The 20,682-nt window shown below is 47.6% G+C and carries 15 protein-coding genes; 11 read left to right on the top strand and 4 right to left on the bottom strand.

Annotation, left to right across the window (positions count from 1 at the left end; genetic code table 11):
• Positions 1-114 precede the first annotated feature (114 nt).
• Positions 115-2,574 (top strand): heavy metal translocating P-type ATPase, encoded by a 2,460-nt coding sequence (locus AWM75_RS07430; protein WP_067980294.1) that lies wholly within the window; start codon positions 115-117, stop codon positions 2,572-2,574.
• 155 nt (positions 2,575-2,729) lie between these two features.
• Positions 2,730-3,851: an ATP-grasp domain-containing protein gene (locus AWM75_RS07435; protein WP_158320178.1), complete on the top strand. Its 1,122-nt coding sequence runs from the start codon at positions 2,730-2,732 to the stop codon at positions 3,849-3,851.
• A gap of 221 nt (positions 3,852-4,072) precedes the next feature.
• Here the strand turns inward: AWM75_RS07435 and AWM75_RS07440 are convergent, their stop codons facing one another.
• Positions 4,073-6,439 carry a transglycosylase domain-containing protein gene (locus tag AWM75_RS07440; RefSeq protein WP_067980299.1) on the bottom strand — a complete coding sequence of 789 codons (2,367 nt, stop codon included), beginning with the start codon at positions 6,437-6,439 and terminating at the stop codon, positions 4,073-4,075.
• Positions 6,440-6,449: 10 nt separating this feature from the next.
• Positions 6,450-7,079: a Holliday junction resolvase RecU gene (gene recU, locus AWM75_RS07445; RefSeq protein WP_074572693.1), complete on the bottom strand. Its 630-nt coding sequence runs from the start codon at positions 7,077-7,079 to the stop codon at positions 6,450-6,452.
• 307 nt (positions 7,080-7,386) lie between these two features.
• On the opposite strand from recU, the gene tig reads away from it, so the two are divergent.
• The 5 genes from tig (at position 7,387) to rpoD (ending at position 14,289) form a co-directional block, all read left to right on the top strand.
• On the top strand, positions 7,387-8,670 hold the full coding sequence (gene tig, locus AWM75_RS07450) for a trigger factor (RefSeq protein ID WP_067980305.1): 1,284 nt from the start codon (positions 7,387-7,389) through the stop codon (positions 8,668-8,670).
• Between the two features lie 643 nt (positions 8,671-9,313).
• Complete coding sequence (gene clpX / locus AWM75_RS07455; protein ID WP_067980307.1) at positions 9,314-10,576, top strand: ATP-dependent Clp protease ATP-binding subunit ClpX; 1,263 nt, start codon at positions 9,314-9,316, stop codon at positions 10,574-10,576.
• A gap of 15 nt (positions 10,577-10,591) precedes the next feature.
• Positions 10,592-11,197, top strand: a complete 606-nt coding sequence (gene yihA, locus AWM75_RS07460) for a ribosome biogenesis GTP-binding protein YihA/YsxC (protein ID WP_067980310.1) — start codon at positions 10,592-10,594, stop codon at positions 11,195-11,197.
• Positions 11,198-11,235: 38 nt separating this feature from the next.
• A complete protein-coding gene (gene dnaG / locus AWM75_RS07465; RefSeq protein WP_158320181.1) occupies positions 11,236-13,143 on the top strand; it encodes a DNA primase in 1,908 nt (635 codons plus the stop codon).
• A gap of 15 nt (positions 13,144-13,158) precedes the next feature.
• Positions 13,159-14,289: an RNA polymerase sigma factor RpoD gene (gene rpoD / locus AWM75_RS07470; RefSeq protein ID WP_067980316.1), complete on the top strand. Its 1,131-nt coding sequence runs from the start codon at positions 13,159-13,161 to the stop codon at positions 14,287-14,289.
• Between the two features lie 328 nt (positions 14,290-14,617).
• On the opposite strand, the gene AWM75_RS07475 is transcribed toward rpoD, so the two are convergent.
• Complete coding sequence (locus tag AWM75_RS07475; protein ID WP_067980319.1) at positions 14,618-14,857, bottom strand: hypothetical protein; 240 nt, start codon at positions 14,855-14,857, stop codon at positions 14,618-14,620.
• 144 nt (positions 14,858-15,001) lie between these two features.
• Between AWM75_RS07475 and murB the strand changes: the two genes are divergently transcribed.
• The 4 genes from murB to AWM75_RS07495 all read left to right on the top strand — a co-directional run bounded on the left by murB (position 15,002) and on the right by AWM75_RS07495 (position 19,024).
• A complete protein-coding gene (gene murB, locus AWM75_RS07480; RefSeq protein ID WP_067980321.1) occupies positions 15,002-15,904 on the top strand; it encodes a UDP-N-acetylmuramate dehydrogenase in 903 nt (300 codons plus the stop codon).
• Positions 15,905-15,914: 10 nt separating this feature from the next.
• Positions 15,915-17,519: an ABC transporter ATP-binding protein gene (locus AWM75_RS07485; protein ID WP_067980325.1), complete on the top strand. Its 1,605-nt coding sequence runs from the start codon at positions 15,915-15,917 to the stop codon at positions 17,517-17,519.
• Between the two features lie 481 nt (positions 17,520-18,000).
• Entirely contained in the window at positions 18,001-18,711 is a 711-nt protein-coding gene (locus AWM75_RS07490) for an AzlC family ABC transporter permease (RefSeq protein WP_067980328.1), read from the top strand.
• The gene (locus AWM75_RS07495) at positions 18,704-19,024 is read left to right on the top strand and encodes an AzlD domain-containing protein (RefSeq protein WP_067980331.1); all 321 of its coding nucleotides are present in this window, start codon (positions 18,704-18,706) and stop codon (positions 19,022-19,024) included. The genes AWM75_RS07490 and AWM75_RS07495 overlap by 8 nt, the downstream gene beginning before the upstream one ends.
• 395 nt (positions 19,025-19,419) lie before the next feature.
• Here the strand turns inward: AWM75_RS07495 and AWM75_RS07500 are convergent, their stop codons facing one another.
• Positions 19,420-20,595, bottom strand: a complete 1,176-nt coding sequence (locus AWM75_RS07500) for an IS256 family transposase (protein WP_067980334.1) — start codon at positions 20,593-20,595, stop codon at positions 19,420-19,422.
• Positions 20,596-20,682: the final 87 nt, after the last annotated feature.

The following is a 20,682-nucleotide window of genomic DNA, read 5'->3' on the forward strand; positions in this document are numbered from 1 at the left end:
TTCAGGGTGTTATGATTACAAGTGTAGTCAAAGTTTTCAAGATATAATCTGACTAAAGACTGGTGGTTTGACCTGGCTTGAGCCAGGGACCAGCCAGCTAAGGAGGAAATCAATATGAAACAAAATTTTAACGTCACCGGTATGCACTGTGCAGCCTGTGCCCAAACCATTGAAAAGGCCACGCAAAGATTAACGGGGGTTGACCAGGCTGGGGTTAACCTGGCCAATGAACAGTTAACCGTCGATTTTGATGACCAGGCTATTTCTGCCCAAGAAATCGCGGATCAAATTAGCCAGGAAACCGGCTATGGTATCCAGCTACCTAGCCAGGAAATGAACTTTGCCATTACCGGTATGCACTGCGCGTCTTGCGCCCAAACTATTGAAAAGGCGGTCGGTGACCTCGCAGGTGTGGACCAGGTCAGTGTCAACCTGGCTACCGAGCGGATGCAGGTCAGGGGGGCCAGCAATTTAGATAGTCAGACCATTGCTGACCAGGTGGCCCAGGCGGGTTACCAGGCTGAAGCCATCGGTCAAGCCAACCGCCAAGCCCGGCAAGACCAGGCCCAAAACCAACACCAACATATACAAGGGCTCTGGCACCGCTTTTTATGGTCAGCCCTACTTAGCCTGCCCCTCTTATATATCGCCATGGGGCCCATGATTGGCTTACCAGTGCCAAGGATTATCCATCCTGACTTATATCCGGCCCGGTTCGCCTTGGTTCAGCTGGTCTTAACCACTGGCGTCATGGTGATTGGCCGTGACTTCTTCAAGTCTGGCTTCAAGTCTCTCTTTAAAGGCCACCCGAATATGGATTCCTTGGTGGCCCTAGGAACCAGCGCGGCCTACGGTTATTCCCTCTATGCCCTCTATGAGATTATCGGCCAGGGTCAAGGCCATTATGCCCACCAGCTCTACTTTGAATCAGCCGCCGTTATTCTAACCCTGATTACCCTGGGTAAATACTTTGAAGGCCGGTCCAAGGGGCAAACCTCGGCCGCTATCAAAGAACTGATGGACCTGCAACCTAAATCAGCCCAGGTGGTCAGAGACGGGGAGACAGTAACGCTACCAGTTGACCAGCTAGCAGTTGGAGATAAAATATTGGTCCGTCCCGGAGAAAGTATTCCAGTTGATGGGGTCATAATTGAAGGCCAGTCAGCGGTTGATGAGGCCATGATTACCGGTGAATCTATGCCGGTTGATAAGACAGTGGGCGACCAGGTGGTTGGTGCTGCGATAAATAAGACCGGCTCCTTTGTCTTTGAGGCCACCCAGGTAGGCGCCGACACCAGCCTAGCGCAAATTATCCAGCTGGTTGAGGATGCCCAGGCTTCCAAGGCGCCTATTGCCCGCTTAGCCGATAAAATTTCCGGAGTCTTTGTGCCAGTCGTGATAGCCATTGCTATTTTGTCTGGGTTGGCCTGGTACTTTATTGGCGGGGAGTCGGTTAACTTTGCCTTGACCATCACCATTTCCGTTTTGGTGATTGCCTGTCCTTGTGCCCTGGGTCTGGCGACGCCAACTGCCATTATGGTGGGTACCGGCCAAGGGGCCAAGGCCGGTATTCTAATTAAGGGTGGTCAAGCCCTGGAAACGACCCACCAGGTGGAGACTGTGGTTTTGGATAAGACTGGTACCATTACCAAGGGACAGCCCCAAGTGACAGATATGCTAGTCTTTAATGACCAATTTAGTCAAGACCAAGTGCTAGCCCTAGTAGCTAGCGCGGAAAAGCAATCAGAACACCCCTTGGGCCAAGCCATTGTGAACCAGGCTCAGGCTCGTGACTTAGATCTAGGCAAGGCGACTGCCTTTGAAGCCCTGTCTGGTATGGGCATCCAAGCCCAGATTGGGGACTACCAAGTGGCTATCGGCAACCAAAAACTGGTGGACCGCTTGAGCCAGCTAGGTAATGACCACCGCCAAGCGGCCAAAAAATTGGCTGACCAAGCCAAAACCCCTATGTATGTCCTAATTGACCAGGACCTAGTTGGCCTGATTGCCGTGGCTGACCCAGTTAAAGAAACTTCTAAAGCTGCCATTAAGGCCCTCCACCAAGCTGGTCTCGAAGTGGTGATGCTAACTGGAGACAACCAGGAAACCGCCCAAGCCATTGCTGACCAGGTGGGGGTCGACCGGGTGGTAGCGGATGTTTTACCTGGTGACAAGGCCGACCAAGTGGCCCAGCTTAAGGACCAGGGTAAAAAGGTAGCCATGGTCGGGGACGGGATTAACGATGCCCCAGCCCTAGCGACAGCTGACGTCGGTATTGCCATTGGCTCAGGGACGGATGTGGCCATCGAATCAGCCGATGTTGTCCTCATGCATGATGATCTTATGGATGTCTACCAGGCCATCCGCCTCAGTGAAGCGACCATCAAAAACATCAAGCAAAACCTATTCTGGGCCTTTATCTACAACATTTTAGGCATTCCAGTTGCCATGGGGATCTTCCACCTTTTTGGCGGCCCCTTGCTTAACCCAATGTTGGCGGGGGCAGCCATGTCCTTATCATCCGTGTCTGTGGTATTAAATGCCTTGCGCCTGCGTAACTTTTCTAGTAAATAGTAGCAGTTGCTTGCAACCTCCTAGGTCTTCCTAGGAGGTTTTTCTTGCCAACGGAGGATTTTGGGGCTCTCATGCCTGCGAGATTTAATTGCAAAAAAAAGCCCGCCATGGTAGTCTTAGCTTATATAAATACAATTTTAAAGGAGTTGCTTGCTGTGAATTACCTCATCCTCGCCCCTAACCAACCCGCTAATAGCCGCGAATATGTCCGCCGCTTAGCTGACCACCAGGTACAAGTTTTGGCCATTGGCGACTGCCAATATGACCAGCTTGATGGCCATTTAAAAAGCCATTTGACCGAATACTACTATGTGCCTAGTTTAGCTGACCAAGAAGCAGTGGTCCGTGGTTTGGCCTTCTTTATCCACAAATATGGCTTGATTGACCGGGTCACTAGCTTTAGTCCGGCCTACCAAGAGCTAGCTGCTCACCTCCGCCAGCAATTTAATATTGAAGGCGCCAAGCCACGTGAAATGGGCCGGGTGACTAATAAATCCCATATGAAGCAGTTCTTTGAAAAAGCCTTTGTGCCGGTAGCCAAGGGCCAGGCGATTAAAACCAAGCGCCAATTAACCAGTGCTGCTAAAAAGCTAGACTTTCCCTTAATTGCCAAGCCGGATGCGGGCTATGACCTGGCCCAAATTTATTATCTAGCTGACCAGGATGACCTGGATCAATTTGCGGAAACTTGGGATTTGACGCCATATTTACTGGAAGAAGCCTGTGATTTTGACCAGCTTGTTCAAGTTATCGGTATGGTTGATGACCAGGGGCAGGTGGCTTTTGCGGCAGCTGTCACATCTCCGAAAGGCTTGCGGGAGAGCCAAAGCCAGGGTGGGGAGTTTGCCTTTACCATCCTGCCAGAAATGGATGACCTATTAGTGGCCCATGTGGATAAAATTGTCAAGCAGTTTAAGTTTAAGCACACCATGTTTAGTCTGGAATTCCTGCAAACGGGTGACAAGTACCTGGCTCTTGTTTTCCAACTGGGTAATCCGATGCCAATCTTGGCGGATTTGGTTAATTACAGTTTTGATATGGATTCCTATGACTATTTTGCCCGCCTAGAGGCGCAAACTGGAGACCTAGACCAGCCTGAATTTAAAGAGGCGGTTTACCTCTACCAACGTCCCCTGAATGGAAATTACCGCTACGATGATAGTGAGATTAGGGACCTGTATCCAGAAACAGCCCTAGCCTACCAGGTGGCAGATGGTCAAGAAAGTTTCCTAATTAAAGAGGAAGCGGGCGAAACAATTTTCGCTCCAGCTGAATAGAATATTTGAATATAAAAAAGTGTCGGTGACTTATAGTCACCGACACTTTTTTGTCTTTTATGCCAAGAATTTCGTTCAAAGCGCCAAGTCTCACACCCTTTAGTCGGGCTCGCTTTGGCAGACCAGGCGTCCTTTCGCAGAATTCAAGACAATATCTGACGATATTGCTTGTCTTCTACTCCAAGGTTCCTGGTCTAAGCGCCAAAGCTCACACCCTTATCTTAGGCTGCTTCTTGGCCGGTTGTTTGGCCGCCAGTGTTTTGGCCACCGCTATCGGTAGCTGGTGGGGTTGATCCGGCTGGCTGGCCCTCTTGGCCTGTTGTCTGGCCTTGGTCAGGGCTGATTTCTGTACCGTTTTCTAGACCAGAACTATCACTTGGTTGGTCACTGCTTTCTTGGCTCTGGCCATCAAGGCTAGACGAGCTAGCGGACTGGCTAGAGCTAGCAGATTGGTTGTAGTTGTAACTAGAAGTGGTCCCCCGGTTTGGTGTATATAAACGAGTGTTTTCAAAATCACCACTATATTGGTCATAGGTTTCTTGGTTAACCAGGGATTGGACGACCGAGCTGGTTGAAACTGGTGGTCTGGCGGGACCTGTTTCAAAGGCAATGTTGACCTGGTGGACTGAAGCGGGTTGTTCCCAATCATTTGGCCGACCATTGTATTCTACTAGGTAGTTAGCCAGGGTCCTAAAGATTTCACCGGCCAGGTAGGTTTCTTCTAGGCTGAGGTAATGACCAGCTACCAATGGTTCGTCGTAGCCTAGCCAAATGGCCATGGCATAGTCAGAAGTGTGACCAGCCATCCAAGCATCAGGAGAAGCATTTAGTGGGATACCCAGTTCAGCACGTTGGGCTTCTGTATAGTTGGTGGTTCCTGATTTCATGGCTTCTTGGTAAGAAGGAGACCCATACTTGGTCAGGATACCGGTCTTGGTAGAATCCTGGAGCATATCAGTAATCATGTAGGCAGTTGAATCAGCCATGGCCTGGTTTTGGTCGCGCGATACTTTAACTTCTTTACCGTCAGTCGTGACGAAGTAGTCGACCGCTTTTGGCTCGTTGTATTGGCCGTAGTTACCCAAGGTCGCATAGGCGGCTGATAATTGGATTGGTGAGATTTCACCACCGATGGCATTGGATTCATAGACACCTTGGCCGCCGTTAAGGGAGATGCCCATGCCTTTCATAAATTCATCGGCCTGTTCCAACCCAACTTCCTGTAAGAGTTTCAAGGCCGGAATATTCCTTGATCCAATTAAAGCTTGGCGGAGGGTGATTTTACCCTGGAAGCCCAGGTCATAGTTCTCAATGGTGTCACCAGAAGAATAGGTGGCTTTTTCATCGACAATCGCTGAATCAGTACCATAGTTGAGGTATTCAATGGCTGGGGCATAGTCAATCAGGGGTTTGATTGTAGATCCCACTGACCGGTTGTCAGCTTGGGCACGGCTGTATGATAGGGCGTCAGTTTGGTTACGACCGCCAAAGAGGGCGACGATGTTTGACGTCTTGGTATCCAGGATAGATACAGCCGCCTGCATATCAGGATCAGTAAAGAAGGCACCAACATCATCATTCACTGTTTCGTAGAGATAATTTTGGACATTCATATCCAAGTGGGTATAGATATCTAAACCATCAGAGAAGATGTCATAGCCCTCTTCTTCGATTTCGGCAATGACCTTTTGAACATAGGCATCAACCACAATGTCGCTATAAGAACGTTCATTTAGGTAATCAATATCTAAGAGGTCATCGGTGACTGGCGCCTGGATGGCTTCATTATATTCAGCCTCAGTGATCTTATTGTTTTCCAGCATTTCTTGGAGGACGAGGTTACGACGTTCCTTGGCTGCTTCCGGATCAGTATAAGGATTATAGGTATTAGGCGCCTGGGGCATACCAGCCAAGAGGGCGGTTTGGGCCAGGCTTAGTTCATTGAGGGGCTTGCCGTAGTAGATTTGAGCGGCCGTCCCCATCCCATAAACCCCGTTGGCCATATAGACTTTATTAATGTAGAATTCAAAAATTTCTTGCTTGTCATAATGGCGTTCTAGTCTCAGGGCCAGGAAAATCTCCTGTACTTTACGCTTATAAGTCTGGTCCTCTTCATTAGTTGAGAAGACGGATAGCTTGACTAATTGCTGGGTCAGGGTTGAGCCACCTTGGACAATGCCACCGGCTCTCAGGTTGGCAATAAAGGAACCGATAATGCGGATGGGGTCAAAGCCATGATGGTCTAAGAAGCGTTGGTCCTCAATTGACGTGACCGCGTCAAAGGTTTTTTGGTCAATTTGACTGGAATCAACAGCGATATGCTCATTCTGGCTGGTTTCATAAACGACAGCACCATCTCGGTCATAAACAGTTGATGAGGCCACCCCACGGAGGTCCTCTTCAGAAATATCTGGTGCACTCATGCCCCAAGTAAGGCCGATGCCTGCTAGGACAACGCCTACGGTTACCACGATAGCTGCCAAGACGAGCAGGACCTTTTGCCAGGTAAAATTAGAAAAATCTAACTTATCCTGGTTGGACCGTCTGCGCTGGCGGTTGGGACGTGGTCGGTTACCATTTGAACTCATATATATCCTCCTATCTGCCGGCTTGTCGGTCGGCAATTAATTGGTCAACTGCAGCTAGGTAGTCCAGGTGGGGACTAATCCGCCGGGGGATTTCATAGCCGCAGTCCTTGATTTTGGCAAGTGAGATAGACTTTGCGCCATCAGCTTGGCTGGCCTGCCAGTCCCTAAATAAATCTTGGTAGGGATAGAGATAGGCCTGGCCCAGGCTGGCAAAGTAGATGATTGTAAAAGTGATCCCACCCTGGTCCTCACACTGGCCCATATGCCGTAGTTGGTGGCTATGGATATTGTGAAGGGGAAAGCGGGTTTTCTGGTTGGTTTGCTTGGCTTCAAAATCTAAATAATAGCCCTGGTAGATGCCATTATAATCGGTAGTTGATGCCTGCCGGTAGTAAGCCTCCCGGATGACCGCCCGTGACCGCTTGGGATAGTCCACTTTAACAATCTGAATGGGGGTCGGTTTTTTATGGATGACCGCCAGCTTGCGGTTGAGATACCACTGGTTGGACTTGTTGATCATCTCTTCGAGTTTCATCCCCCGTTTAGCAAAGCTGGCTGTGCCCTGCTGGTTGCTAATTGGTTGGTTGGTTAAGCTGTGGCCAGCCGGTTGGTAGCTAGACCCATCTGGATAGCGCACAATATACCCCCTTATCCTTATCTAGGCTGGTGGTTGTCCGCCCTAAAGGCAGGACAAACCATCAAGCTAGTCATAGTGCCTGATTGCAACTATTATAGCAAATTTTTTTATAAAGATATATATTTTGACTAGAAAGGGCTAGCTTGAGGAAATCTTCGCTGGGTCTACTAGCGGTGGCTAAGCTTTAGGCGGGCGGGATAAAAAGTATCGAGTGCTAGACAAATTAAGCAAATTCATGTAATATTATTTGTTGTGTGGAGTGTACTAAGGTATACTCTATTTTTAAATTTAAGAGTTAGGGGATTATTGAATGTCTGTAAATTATGAACAAACAAGCACCAATGAAGGTGTATTACACTTTACCATCGCGCAAGACAAGGCCCAAGCAGCCTTGAAACAAGCCTACAACAAGGTTAAGAAAGACGTTTCTGTACCAGGCTTCCGTAAGGGTAAGGTTAACTACCAAGTATTTGTTAAAATGTTTGGTGAAGAAGCGCTTTATGAAGACGCAGTTAACATTGCTTTACCAGAAGCTTATGCGGCAGCGGTTGAAGAATCTGGCTTAGATATCGTAACTCAACCACGCTTTGAAATCGAAGAAATTGGTAAAAACCAAGACTGGACAATCAAGGCTCAAGTAGCAACTAAACCTGAAGTTAAATTAGGTGAATACAAGAACCTAACAGTAACTAAGCAAGACCGTGAAGTTACTGAAGAAGATATTAACCAACGTTTAGAAGCTGCCCAAGCTAACTTGACTGAATTAGTGGTTAAAGAAGGTCCAGCTGAAGAAGGGGACACTGTTGTGATCGACTTTGAAGGTTTCAAAGATGGCGAAGCCTTTGAAGGTGGTAAGGGTGAAAACCATTCATTAGAATTAGGTTCTAACTCATTCATCCCTGGTTTTGAAGACCAATTAGCGGGCGCTAAAGAAGGCGACGAAGTTGAAGTTAAGGTAACCTTCCCAGAAGACTACCATGCTGAAGACTTAGCTGGCCAAGAAGCGACTTTCCAAGTAAAAGTTCACGAAGTAAAAGCTAAAGAAGTTCCTGAGCTTGACGATGAATTCGCCAAAGATGTGGACGATGAAGTTGAAAGCTTAGACCAATTACGCGATAAATACCGGGCTGAGTTACAAGAAGTTAAAGACAATGCGGCCCAAGAAGCGGTTGAAGAAGAAGCCATTCGTCAAGCCGTTGACAACGCCACCATCGAAGACCTACCACATGAAATGGTCCACGAAGAAGTGCACCGTCAAATGGAACACTACTTAAACGAAATGCAACGCCAAGGTATCTCACCTGAGCTTTACTATCAAATTACTGGTACTAGCGAAGCTGACTTACACCAACAATTTGAAGCTGACGCTGATGTCCGCGTAAAAACTAACCTAATTCTTGAACAAATCGTTGCCGATGAAAACATCGAAGTTTCTGAAGAAGACGTAAACGAAGAAATCAAGAACTTAGCTGAAACTTACGGCATGGAAGAAGCGATGGTACAACAAGTTGTTACCCAAGATATGCTACGCAATGACATCGCCCTTAAGAAGGCTATGGAATTAATCACTTCAACTGCTGTTGAAGCTGAATAATGTAACAATTTAATGCAGAGACGGCAGGCTGTCCCCCAGATAGCCTGCCTTTCTTTGTGCTTGTAGGTGAGCGGAAATTTAGCGTGTTTTGTGGTCGAGAGCAAATCTCATTGTTTCGGATGTGGTGATTCACTACCCTAATTAGGGGAAAGGGTGTAGAGAACTAGCCAGGCGGTGAGCGGTCTGAGTTCTATAATCAGCTTTACTACCCTAACTAAAGGATAAAGTGTAGAGAATTGACCAGGTGGTGAGTGGTCTGCGTCTTACAAGTAAAATCACTACCCTAACTAGGAGAGAAAGTGTAGAGAATCGTTCTAGCGTTGAGCGGTATGAGATCTATACTCAGAATCATTACCCTAAATAGGAGATAAGGTGTAGAGAACTGGCTAATCGGTAAGTGATATGAGCTTAATAATCAGCTTCACTACCCTAACTAGAGGAAAAAGTGTAGAGAATCGGCCAACAGCGAATGCTTTAAATCTTAGAGTTAGCTTCACCAAACCTGCTAAGTAAAATCCTGGCGTGAATGAGTCAGCGCGCCAAAGCTATCCTCAGTGGTCAAGCTTAGTTAAGCAGAAAAGTTTTACCAAACCCTTTAGATTTGATAAGATAGATAGCGGATATAAAAGAAGGGAGAATGGCAATGTACAAAGACGATAATAACAACCCTGCTCATTGCTCGTTTTGTGGCAAGTCCCAGGACCAAGTTGATAGAATGATTGCCGGCCCAGATGTATTTATTTGTAATGAATGCGTCAGCCTAGCTGAAGAAATTATTGAACAAGAGGCCCTGCTTAGCGAAGTTGGTCAACCGACTTTTGATGTTGATCCGCCTAAGCCGAGTGAAATTCGTGACCACTTGAATGATTATGTGATTGGCCAAGACCAGGCTAAGAAGAACCTGTCAGTAGCGGTTTACAACCACTATAAGCGGGTATCAGCCAACTTGGACAAGCAAGGCGATGACCAAGTCGACCTGCAAAAATCTAATATTCTCTTGGTTGGTCCGACTGGTTCTGGTAAGACTTATTTAGCCCAAACCTTGGCTAAAATTCTCCAGGTTCCTTTTGCCATTGCTGATGCCACGAGCCTAACTGAGGCTGGTTATGTGGGTGAAGATGTGGAAAATATCTTGCTCAAGCTCATGCAAGCGGCTGATTTCGACGTGGAGCGGGCTCAATACGGCATTATCTATGTCGATGAAATTGACAAGATTGCCCGCAAGTCAGAGAATGTCTCGATTACCCGCGATGTGTCTGGTGAGGGTGTGCAACAGGCCCTGCTAAAAATCTTAGAGGGTACGGTTGCCAATGTGCCGCCTCAAGGTGGGCGTAAACACCCCCAACAAGAGTTTATCCAGTTTGATACCACCAATGTCCTCTTTATTGTGGGCGGCGCCTTTGATGGCATCGAAGGGATTATCAAGGAACGCTTAGGTGAGCGGGTAATTGGATTTGGCCAGTCAGCTATTGATGAAAAGCTGGATGACCCTGACCAAGCCCTAGATTACTTGACCCCGCAAGACCTGCAAAAATATGGTTTGATTCCCGAGTTTATTGGCCGCTTACCGGTGATGGCCCACCTCAACAAGTTGACTGAGGAAGACCTGGTCCATATCTTAACCCAACCTAAGAATGCCTTGGTAAAACAGTACCAACAGCTCTTTGCCATGGATGATGTCGAACTAGCCTTCACTGATGAGGCCCTGGCAGCCATTGCCAAGCTAGCCTTGGAACGTAAAACTGGAGCGCGGGGACTACGGTCGATTATTGAAGAGTCTATGCTGGATATTATGTTTGAAATCCCTAGCCGGGACGATGTGGCCAAGGTGGTTGTGACCGAATCAGTAATTAATGACAAGACCCAGCCCGAACTATACGGCCATGATGGCCAAGCCTTGGACTAATTAGGGGAGGAAACCATGCCTGTTCATATTCAAAATGCTGAATTTCTAATTTCAGCGGTTAGACCTGAACAATATCCTGACCCCGTCCTACCGGAAATTGCTCTGGCTGGTCGCTCCAATGTGGGTAAATCTTCTTTTATTAACAAGTTGATTGGCCGCAAGAAGTTGGCCCGGACTTCCAGTCAACCTGGTAAGACTCAGCAACTCAATTATTACCAGATTGAGGATGCCTTTTACCTGGTCGATGTACCGGGCTATGGCTATGCCAAGGTGTCCAAAACGGAAAAGGAAAAGTGGGCCAAGATGCTGTCGCGCTATTTTGAGACCCGCCAAAATCTAGAAGCCGTTTTCCTCGTGGTTGACTTCCGTCATGAACCGCAAAAAAATGATATTCAAATGAAAGAATTTTTTGATGCCCATAATATTCCTTACTTTGTCATCGCCACCAAAACGGACAAGGTGAAGAAATCCCAGTGGAACAAGCATCTGTCCCAAATTTACAAGGGGCTGGGCCTGGAAACCATTGACCAGATCCTGCCCTTTTCATCGGAAACCGGTGAGGGTCGGGAAGAAGCCTGGGAAGTGATTGCTGCCCTGCTTGAAGGCGAGTATGACCAGTAAGGGATCTGGGCCAGCAATTTTATAAGAGGGAGATGCCTGTGGCTAACTTTATTCCTAATGAAATTGTGAACCAAATAAAAGCTGAGGCCGATATCGTTGATGTTATCGGCCAATTTGTCGACTTGGAAAAGCGGGGCAAGAACCATTTTGGCTACTGTCCCTTCCACGAAGAGAACACCCCCTCTTTTTCTGTCAATGAAGAAGACCAATTCTTCCACTGCTTTTCCTGTAAAAGGGGGGGCAATGTTTTTAGCTTTTTGATGGATTTGGAAAATTACTCTTTTCCTGAAGCTGTGGAAAAAACTGCTGAACTAGCTGGCATCCAGGTTGATTTTGACTTTGCCAGCCTCCACCAAGGGGGCCAGCATAACCAGGTCAACGCCAAGCACCAGCGCCTCTACCAGCTCCATGCCAAGCTGGCTGACCTCTACCACTATTTGCTGACAGCCACTAAGGCTGGCGACCCAGGTCGGACTTATTTGGCCGAGCGGGGGCTGGACCAGGAGACCATTAAAACCTACCAAATTGGCTATGCCCCTGACCAGTCAGACCTGATCTACCAGCAACTCCTGGCTGATGGCTTCACTAATGAAGAAATGCTGGCGGCTGGGGTCATGGTGGGACATGGCGACCGCCTGCAAGACCGTTTTCGCGGCCGGCTGATTTTCCCCCTCCGTGATGACCAGGGCCGGGTGGCTGCCTTTTCCGGCCGTTTATTCCAGGACCAGCTGGCTAACGACGAGGCTAGTGGCAGCCACCAGGCCAAGTACCTCAATAGCCCGGAGACCGAAATCTTCCACAAACGGGACTTTCTCTTTAACCTGGATCTGGCCAAGCAAGAAGTGCGGCGGTCGGGGCAATTAGTCCTCTTTGAAGGCTTTATGGATGTGATTGCTGCCCACCAGGCTGGTTTGAAAAACGGGGTGGCCTCCATGGGGACCAGCCTGACTGACCAACATATCCGGATTTTAAGCCAGCAGACCAAGCAAGTGGTGATCGCCTATGATGGTGACCGGGCTGGTTTGGATGCCAGCCAGCGGGCCCTGGACCATATCCGCCACCAGGCACCAAAACTTGAGGTCAGCCTGGTGGTCTTTCCCCAACAGCTGGACCCGGATGACTTTATCCAGCGGGAGGGGGCGGACCGTTTTCGTCAAGTCTTTAGTGACCAGCAGTTAACCCCTTTTAATTTCTTGCGCCTCTACTACCGGCGTAAGTACAACCTGTCCTTGGAGTGGGGCAAGTACCAGTATATCGAGGCCCTTTTAAGTGAAATTAAGCAGGCCCAGGACCCCCTTAAGCAGGAAATTTACCTGCAGGAATTGGCCCAGGACACCGATATTTCCTTGGAAACCTTGACCAAGCAACTCCAGCAGCTGGACCTGAGCCAGCCTAGCCCGTCCGGGTCAGCTGGCCAACCACCAGCGACTAGCGCTTCACCCTATGACCAGGTGAGCCTGGCACCCGCTAAGGCGCGTTCTAATTCGCTATTGGCGGATTATTCCTTAGTTGAATTGTCTGAACTCCAGCTTTTCCACTATCTGTTATATGATCCGGAGGCCTGGTTGCAACTCGAATTAAAGGCCCCAGTTTTTATGATGGCCACGCCCTTGATGCAGCGACTTTATATCCTGCTAGTGGCCTACCGGGACCAGCTGGCGGACCCCAGTTTACTGGATGCGGGTGACTTTTTAGACCACTTGGTCAACCGTGATGAGCAAGAGCGCTTGGTGATTGCCATGCAAATTGGCGGACCAGCCAAGTTAAGTGCTGACCTCTTGACAGATTTATTGTATAATATCTCTACCCGGGCCCAACTAGAGGCCCGTAAAGATGAATTACTTTCACAAGCCCAAGAAGCAGGCCTGGCAAATGATTTTAGCCGGCAAGCTGATCTTTATACGGCCTACCTAGATGTATTGCGTCAGTTAAAGAAATTATCATGATAGGAGCTGAACTTAATGGCCAAAAAAACAGTTGATGGTGTAAGCTACAGTCAGGCCGTCAAGGACTTGATTGCTAAGAAAAAAATGCTAGGAGAAATCCACTACCAAGAACTAGCCGATGATCTCGCCCAACCCTACCAGTTAGATGACCAGGAAATGGACGAACTCATTGACAAGCTTGAGGACCAGGGTATTGCTGTTGTTGATGATGATGGCGGCCCAACCCAGCGTCAATTAAAAAATGAGGACCGGGATGATAAAAAGAAAAAGGATAAGGATGATGAGGTTGATGAAACCCAAATTCCTTCTAACGTTAAAATTAACGACCCCGTCCGCATGTACCTTAAAGAAATCGGCCGGGTAGACCTCTTAACCGCCGACGAAGAAGTGGCCTTGGCCAAGCGGATTGAAGAGGGTGACCCAATTGCCAAGCAAGAATTGGCTGAGGCCAACTTACGTTTGGTGGTTTCAATCGCTAAACGCTATGTGGGCCGGGGCATGTCCTTCCTTGATTTGATTCAAGAGGGTAACATGGGTCTGATGAAGGCTGTGGAAAAATTCGACTATACCAAGGGCTTTAAGTTCTCTACTTATGCCACTTGGTGGATTCGCCAAGCCATCACCCGGGCTATTGCCGACCAAGCCCGGACCATCCGGATTCCGGTCCACATGGTGGAAACCATTAATAAATTAGTCCGCATCCAGCGGCAATTATTACAGGATTTAGGTCGGGAACCTACCCCAGAAGAAATTGGGGCTGAGATGGACCTGCCAACCGAAAAAGTTCGGGAAATCTTGAAGATTGCCCAAGAACCAGTCTCCCTGGAAACGCCAATCGGTGAAGAAGATGATTCCCACTTGGGTGACTTTATCGAAGACCAGGATGCGACCAGTCCAGTGGAACATACCTCCCAAGAATTGCTGAAAGAGCAATTAAATGAGGTATTAGATACCCTGACTGACCGGGAAGAAAATGTCTTGCGCCTGCGTTTTGGCCTTGAAGATGGCCAGTCTAAGACCTTGGAGCAAGTTGGCCAACAATTTGGTGTGACCCGGGAACGGATCCGCCAAATTGAAGCTAAAGCTTTGCGCAAACTGCGCCACCCAAGCCGGTCTAAACAACTCAAAGACTTCTTGGAAGACTAACAGGGTGTGAGGCTGGGCGTTTAGGCAGGGACCACTGGAAGGAATTAGTCCAATAGCTGCAAGCTATTGAGACTAATTTCTGAAGTGGCGCCATGCCTGCCCAGCCGAACTCGACTAAACCAGGGTGTGAGTTTTGGCGCTTAGACCAGGATCCTTGGAGCACCAGACAAGCAATATCACAGATATTGTCTTGACTGGTGTGAAAGGACTGCTGGTCTGCCAAAGCGAACCCAACTAAACCAGGGTGTGAGCTTTGGCACTCAGGAAAATTAATGCACATGAAAAAGGCTGTGGCCCTGCGTCACAGCCTTTTTTGTTTATTATGAGTTTACTTTAGAAAAACTTGGGTCAACATGAGAAGAAAAATGACTAGGTTGCCTGCGAAAATTGACCAGCGCCACTTTTTATCAAAGAGGTTGAGGGCAAAAACCAGGCCCACCAGGGGTATTAATAGACTAATGGTCTGGTTAACCAGGCTGAGTTCTTGGGGCGTCCGGCCCAGTTGCAAGCCAGCGTAAATCAAACTGAGGGCTGTCATCATCAGGGCGTTGCGTTTCTTTTTATCCATACTTCCACTCCTTAAACTTTACTTTCTTATCATACTTAACTTGGTCAAAAAAAGATACTAATTTCTCCTCAGATAGTTATTTAAGCCTTGTTTATGGTAAGATGAAGGGGTACTTTAAAAGAGATAAGATGGGGGATTTATAAGATGAATCGCGCTGATTTACAAGCGACCTTTCCTAATAGTGAAATAAAATTTGACGAACCCTTGAATAACTATTCCTATACTAAAACTGGTGGTCCAGGGGATGCGGTGGCCTTCCCCACTTCAATCCATGAGGTGGCTGCCCTGGTTAAGTATGCCCAAGACCATGATATCCCAGTCCTTGTTTTGGGTAACGCTTCTAATATCATTGTCCGTGATGGCGGCGTGGCTGGTTTGGTCTTAATTTTAACCAAGATGAAGACCGTGGTTGTTAATGACCAGGAAATTGTTGCGGATGCCGGGGCCGAAATTATACGGGTCAGCCAAATTGCCCGCGATCACAGTTTAACTGGCTTGGAATTCGCGTGTGGCATTCCTGGCTCAATTGGCGGCGCCATTTATATGAACGCGGGCGCTTACGGTGGCGAAGTCCAAACCGTGGTTAAGTCAGCAACCGTCGTCAGTCCAAGTGGCGATATTAAAGAAATGTCCAACCAGGATTTAGATTTTGCCTACCGCCACTCTAGTATCCAGGATACGGGTGACATTGTGGTGCAAGTGACCTTTGCACTTACCCCTGGCGACCAGGCAAAGATTACCGCTAAGATGGCTGAACTCACTGATTTGCGAGAATCCAAGCAGCCCTTGGAATATCCTTCATGTGGCTCAGTCTTTAAACGGCCGGCGGGATACTTTACTGGCAAGTTGATCCAGGAAGCGGGCTTGCAGGGCTACACCATTGGTGGCGTCCAAGTGTCGAAAAAGCATGCTGGTTTTATGGTTAACATTGATGAAGGTACGGCAACTGACTATATTGACCTGATTGCTCATGTCCAAGCAGTCATCAAGGAAAAAGACGGGGTCGACTTGGAGCCTGAAGTGAGAATTATTGGCCGCGAAAAATAGGAGGGATGAGATGGACAAGACAGCCTGGATTACTTTCCGTAATTTTAACTTTTCCTATGCCCAGGAAGGGGAGCCGACGCTTAGAGACCTGAATATCTCGCTCTACCGCGGGGAAAAATTATTAATTCTGGGGGCCTCAGGTTCAGGTAAGTCTACCTTTGTCCGCGCCCTCAACAATAGCCTGGGCCAGGCGCCCTACCAGGGCCGGCTAGAAGGTCAAGTGGACCGGCAACCAGTTGATGTGGTCACCATTACTGGTGGCATGGTGGCTGCTTATATAAATGACCGGCAACTTGACCTCTTTAGCCAAAATGATCTAGTGGTCATGATGGACCAGCTAGCAGCCAAGCAGGGCCTTGAACTAGCTGGGGCGAATAAGGTTTATGTTTTTGATGAACCCCTGTCTAACCTGTCGCCACGGATGGCCCACCAGTTTATTGATGCCCTGGATGACCTCTACGTGGCCAAGGGCAAGACCATTGTGATTGTTGAACACCGGCTGGAACAGGTCATGAGCCGGCATATTGACCGGGTCTTGGTCTTCTCTACAGGGCAAATTGTTTATGACGGGCCCTTGGTCCAACTCTTTAAGTTGCATAACTTGATTGAGTTTGGTATCCGGGAACCCCTCTATATTAAGGCTTTGAATTACGCCGGTTATCCCTTGAACCAGACCCATAATTTGACCTCAGCCAAGTATATCTTTGGTAAAAACATGCGGCAGACCTTGGAAAATTGGGTCAACTTGATTCCTAGCATGGCCAAGACCAGCAAGGGTGAGGAGCTGGTTCGCTTGACAGGGGTGACCTACCAGTACCCTGATACTGGGCGGCAGGCCCTCAAGGGGGTTGACCTCTCGATTTATCAGGGGGAAATTGTAGCTTTGGTAGGTGGCAATGGGTCGGGGAAAACAACCCTAGCAAAGATCCTCCACCAGGACCTGGCGGCTGACCAGGGGACTTATTACTTAGATGGTCAGCCCTTGGACCACATTTCACCTAGCCAGGCCCATGACCAGGGAATTGTCTATATTCCTCAGGATGTCAATGCCAGCCTAGGTGATGACCAGGTCCGGGTCAAGGACTATCTGCAGGGGATTTTAGACCAAGCGGGTCAGACCAGCCTGGACCAGAGTGCTTTTAAGGATATTCAAGAAGTCTTAAAGGTTCTGGGATTGAGCTTTGCTGGTGATATGCCGATCTATACCCTATCTTATGGGCAAAAGCACCGCTTGTTGATGGCCGGGGCCTTGATTTTGAACCCGCGCTTGATTATTATGGATGATCCCACCCAGGGCCAGGACTACAAGCATTATGTGGAACTCATGCAGTACCTGACCGACCTCAATCAGGAGTATGGGATGACCATCCTGATTAATACCCATGACGTTTATGTTCTCTTACAATATGCTAGCCGGATTGTGGTGATTGAAGCTGGTCAAATTATTGCCGATGGTGAGGCAATCAATATTGTGACCGACCCCAAAGTGGTCCGCCACTCCGCCTTGACCGAGTCCAGCCTCTACCTGTTCGCTAGGCAAATTGGTCTAGTTGACCCCTATGGCTTTATGCGCAAGCTCCTGGACTATGACCGAGAAATGCAAAGATTTATGTAAAAGGGTGTGAGAATCGGCGTTTAGGAATGAATCACTGGAAGGAATCGGACCAATATCTGCAAGATATTGTGTCAGATTTCTGAAGTGACTTCATTCCTGCCGATTCGAGCCCGACTAAAACAAGGGTGTGACAAGAAGCGTTCTGAACTGAATCGTTGGAGCTAGGCAGACCAATAGCTGCAAGCTATTGCGTCAGCCTAGTGAAATGACTTCAGTTCAGCTTCTAGGAACCCGACTAAAACAGGGTGTGAGGCTGGGCGTTTAGGCATGGACCACTGGAAGGAATTAGCCCTATAGCTGATAAGCTATTGCGACTAATTTCTGAAGTGGCGCCATGCCTGCCCAGTCTAACCCGACTAAAACAGGGTGTGAGGCGCAGCAGGCTAACTTGCTTGCAAGCACCATTGATTAAATAAAGAGGGCTAGGACAGCACTGTCCTAGCCCTTTGAGCCAAATTTGAGTGATTAAGGAAGTGAAGGCATGCAATTATTTTTATCGGGCTGTAAAAAGGCCTTGCCGGTAGCGATTGGCTACCTACCGATTGGGCTGGCTTGTGGCCTACTTTTATTCCAGGCTGGATTTAGTTTGGGGCAGATTGCTTTAATGTCGATTTTGGTGCTTTCAGGCGCCTCCCAGTTTATGCTGGCCGGTCTGGTGAGCCAGGGTTTGGGCACCTGGGAAATTATGCTAATCCTTCTGGCCCTCCACTTACGGTCAATTGTCCTGACTTCAACCCAGGCTGCTTATTACCAAGGTGTCAGCAATTGGCAGATGGCCCTTTTAGGTTTTGCGGTAACTGATGAAAGCTTTGCCGTCAATATGACCCAACTGGAACTAGCCCATGAAAAGCCGGGCCAAACTTGGACCTATACCCAGGCCCTGGCCGTCAACCTGACCAGTCAACTCGCCTGGCTTGTTGCCACTTGGCTAGGCGGTTTGACGGCCTTGTGGGGTGGCTTAACCCTACCGACCGACATCTTGAATTATGTGTTGACTGCGATGTTTATCGGCCTCTTGGTGATGCAGGTTAAAACCCGGGCCCAGGTGTCGCTCGTCGCCTTTACCAGTATTTTGGTGGTGACTCTGATGGTTATTTTTGACCATAGTCTGGTGATAGTAGCCGCGGCGCTAGCATCTGCCTACCTGGCCTTTCATTATCTAGATAGAAGGAGGGGGGTACGTCATGAATAAGTGGTGGCTGATTATCATTTTAGGTAGTTTGACCAGTTTGATGCGGATTGTGCCGGCTCTCATGGTAAACCGTGGGCCACTCAATCCCAGCCTGCGTCAATTTATGGCCTACATTCCCTTGACTATATTCACTTGTCTGGTGGCTACTGACCTCTTCTTCTGGCAAGGGGACTTAGCCTTAAACCCCTTGGTTAATCTCAAGCTAATCCCTGGTCTGGTGGCTGGGCTAGTGGCCTACTATCGTAAGGATATTATGGCTACTATGGTCGCTGGCACCCTAGCTTTTGCGGTTTGTTACTATCTGTTAGGTTGATGGCGCTCATGTATAAATAATCAAGTAGCCTAACCGTGTGGCTTAAGCTACTTGAGCACCGATATGCAGCCCTTTCAGTGGTGATCTGGTGGCTGAAGTAGCTTATCAAGGGTACTTAGGCTAGTTCGCGATCGCTTCTTTACAGTTCAAGTAGCCTAACCGTGTGGCTTAAGCTACTTGAGCACCGATATGCAGCAAGTCCAGTAGCGACCCAGTGGCTGAAGTAGCTTATCAAGGGTACTTAGGCTAGTTCGCGATCTTTTCTCTGCAGTTCAAGTAGCCTAACCGCGTGGCTTTAGCTACTTGAGCACCGATATGCAGCAAGTCCAGTAGCGACCCATGTCAAGTCCACAATCTTGTGTAAATTATAGAATGTAATTGGTGGGTATAAATATTTAGACTATGTTATTAAAGAATTTATGAGGACATGTCTCCCAATATTCATGCAAATCAAGCAATACACTTCCTATAAGTCGCTCCGCAGCCTCTATATTAGGAAAGAGGCCGACAACTTTCTCTCTTCTTCTAATTTCTCGATTTAGCCTTTCTAGACTGTTAGTTGTTTTCAGTGAAACGCGATAAGGTGTGGGTTCTAATAAGTATGGGATAGCATCTTCGAAGCCTTCCTCTAGCGTATTAACAGCTTTGTCATATTTCTCATTGCCACTAACGTATTCTACAAATTCAAATTTTAACTCTCGCGCTCTTTGTTGACTATCAGCATTAAATATTCTCTTTAGAAGACTTCTCTCATGACTGCAATCCTTTTTTGGAAAATGAGCTAAAATATTACGTAGAAAATGAACCGTACACCGTTGCCAGGTAGTGCCTAAAAATTGATTACTAATCGCTGATTTTAGTCCCTTGTGGGCGTCAGATATAATTAATGTTGGTTTAGTTAGGCCTCTGGCCTTTAAATCAAGGAAGAAGTTCTTCCAGTTTTCTTCTGATTCATTATCAGCAATCATAAAGCCGATAATTTCGCGACGATTATCATCGTTAATACCCTGAGCAATATAAACACCTTTAGAGACAGAACGATGGTTTTCGCGAACTTTAATATACATGGCATCGACATAAACATATCGAAAATTCGTATGTGTTAGGGAACGCCCTTTAAATTCGAAAACAGCAGGGTCCAAGTTTTTATTTACTGAAGAGACAAATGATTTAGAAACACCTTCGCCACAGAGTGTTTCAACAACCTTCTTAATACGGCGTGTTGAGACCCCATTAATATACATTTCGGTTAAAACAGCCACAAAGGCCTTGTCCATACGTTGATATTTATCGAATAGCTTGGTATCAAATTCTCCTGATTGTGTCCGAGGGACATCCAGTTCAACAGTCCCTACCTTTGTTTTAAAGTTTCTTTTATAGGAGCCATTACGATAATCTTTCCGGTCATCTGTGCGCTCATAGCGCTTAGCATTAATAAATTCCTCACGCTCTGCTTGCATATAGGCATTAAAGATGGTTACAGTTAGGGACTTCATCATCTGATCCATATCACTGTTTAGAACTGCCTCTGTAATTTCTTCTAAGTTTAGGGTAATATTTAGTTGAGCCATAATAATCTTCCTTTCAATGTGTTTTAGCCAATTACATTGTAACCAAAAAAGATTATTATGGTTTTTCTTTTTACACAATTATATGGA

Source organism: Aerococcus urinaehominis (genome assembly GCF_001543245.1).
GTDB lineage: Bacteria > Bacillota > Bacilli > Lactobacillales > Aerococcaceae > Aerococcus > Aerococcus urinaehominis.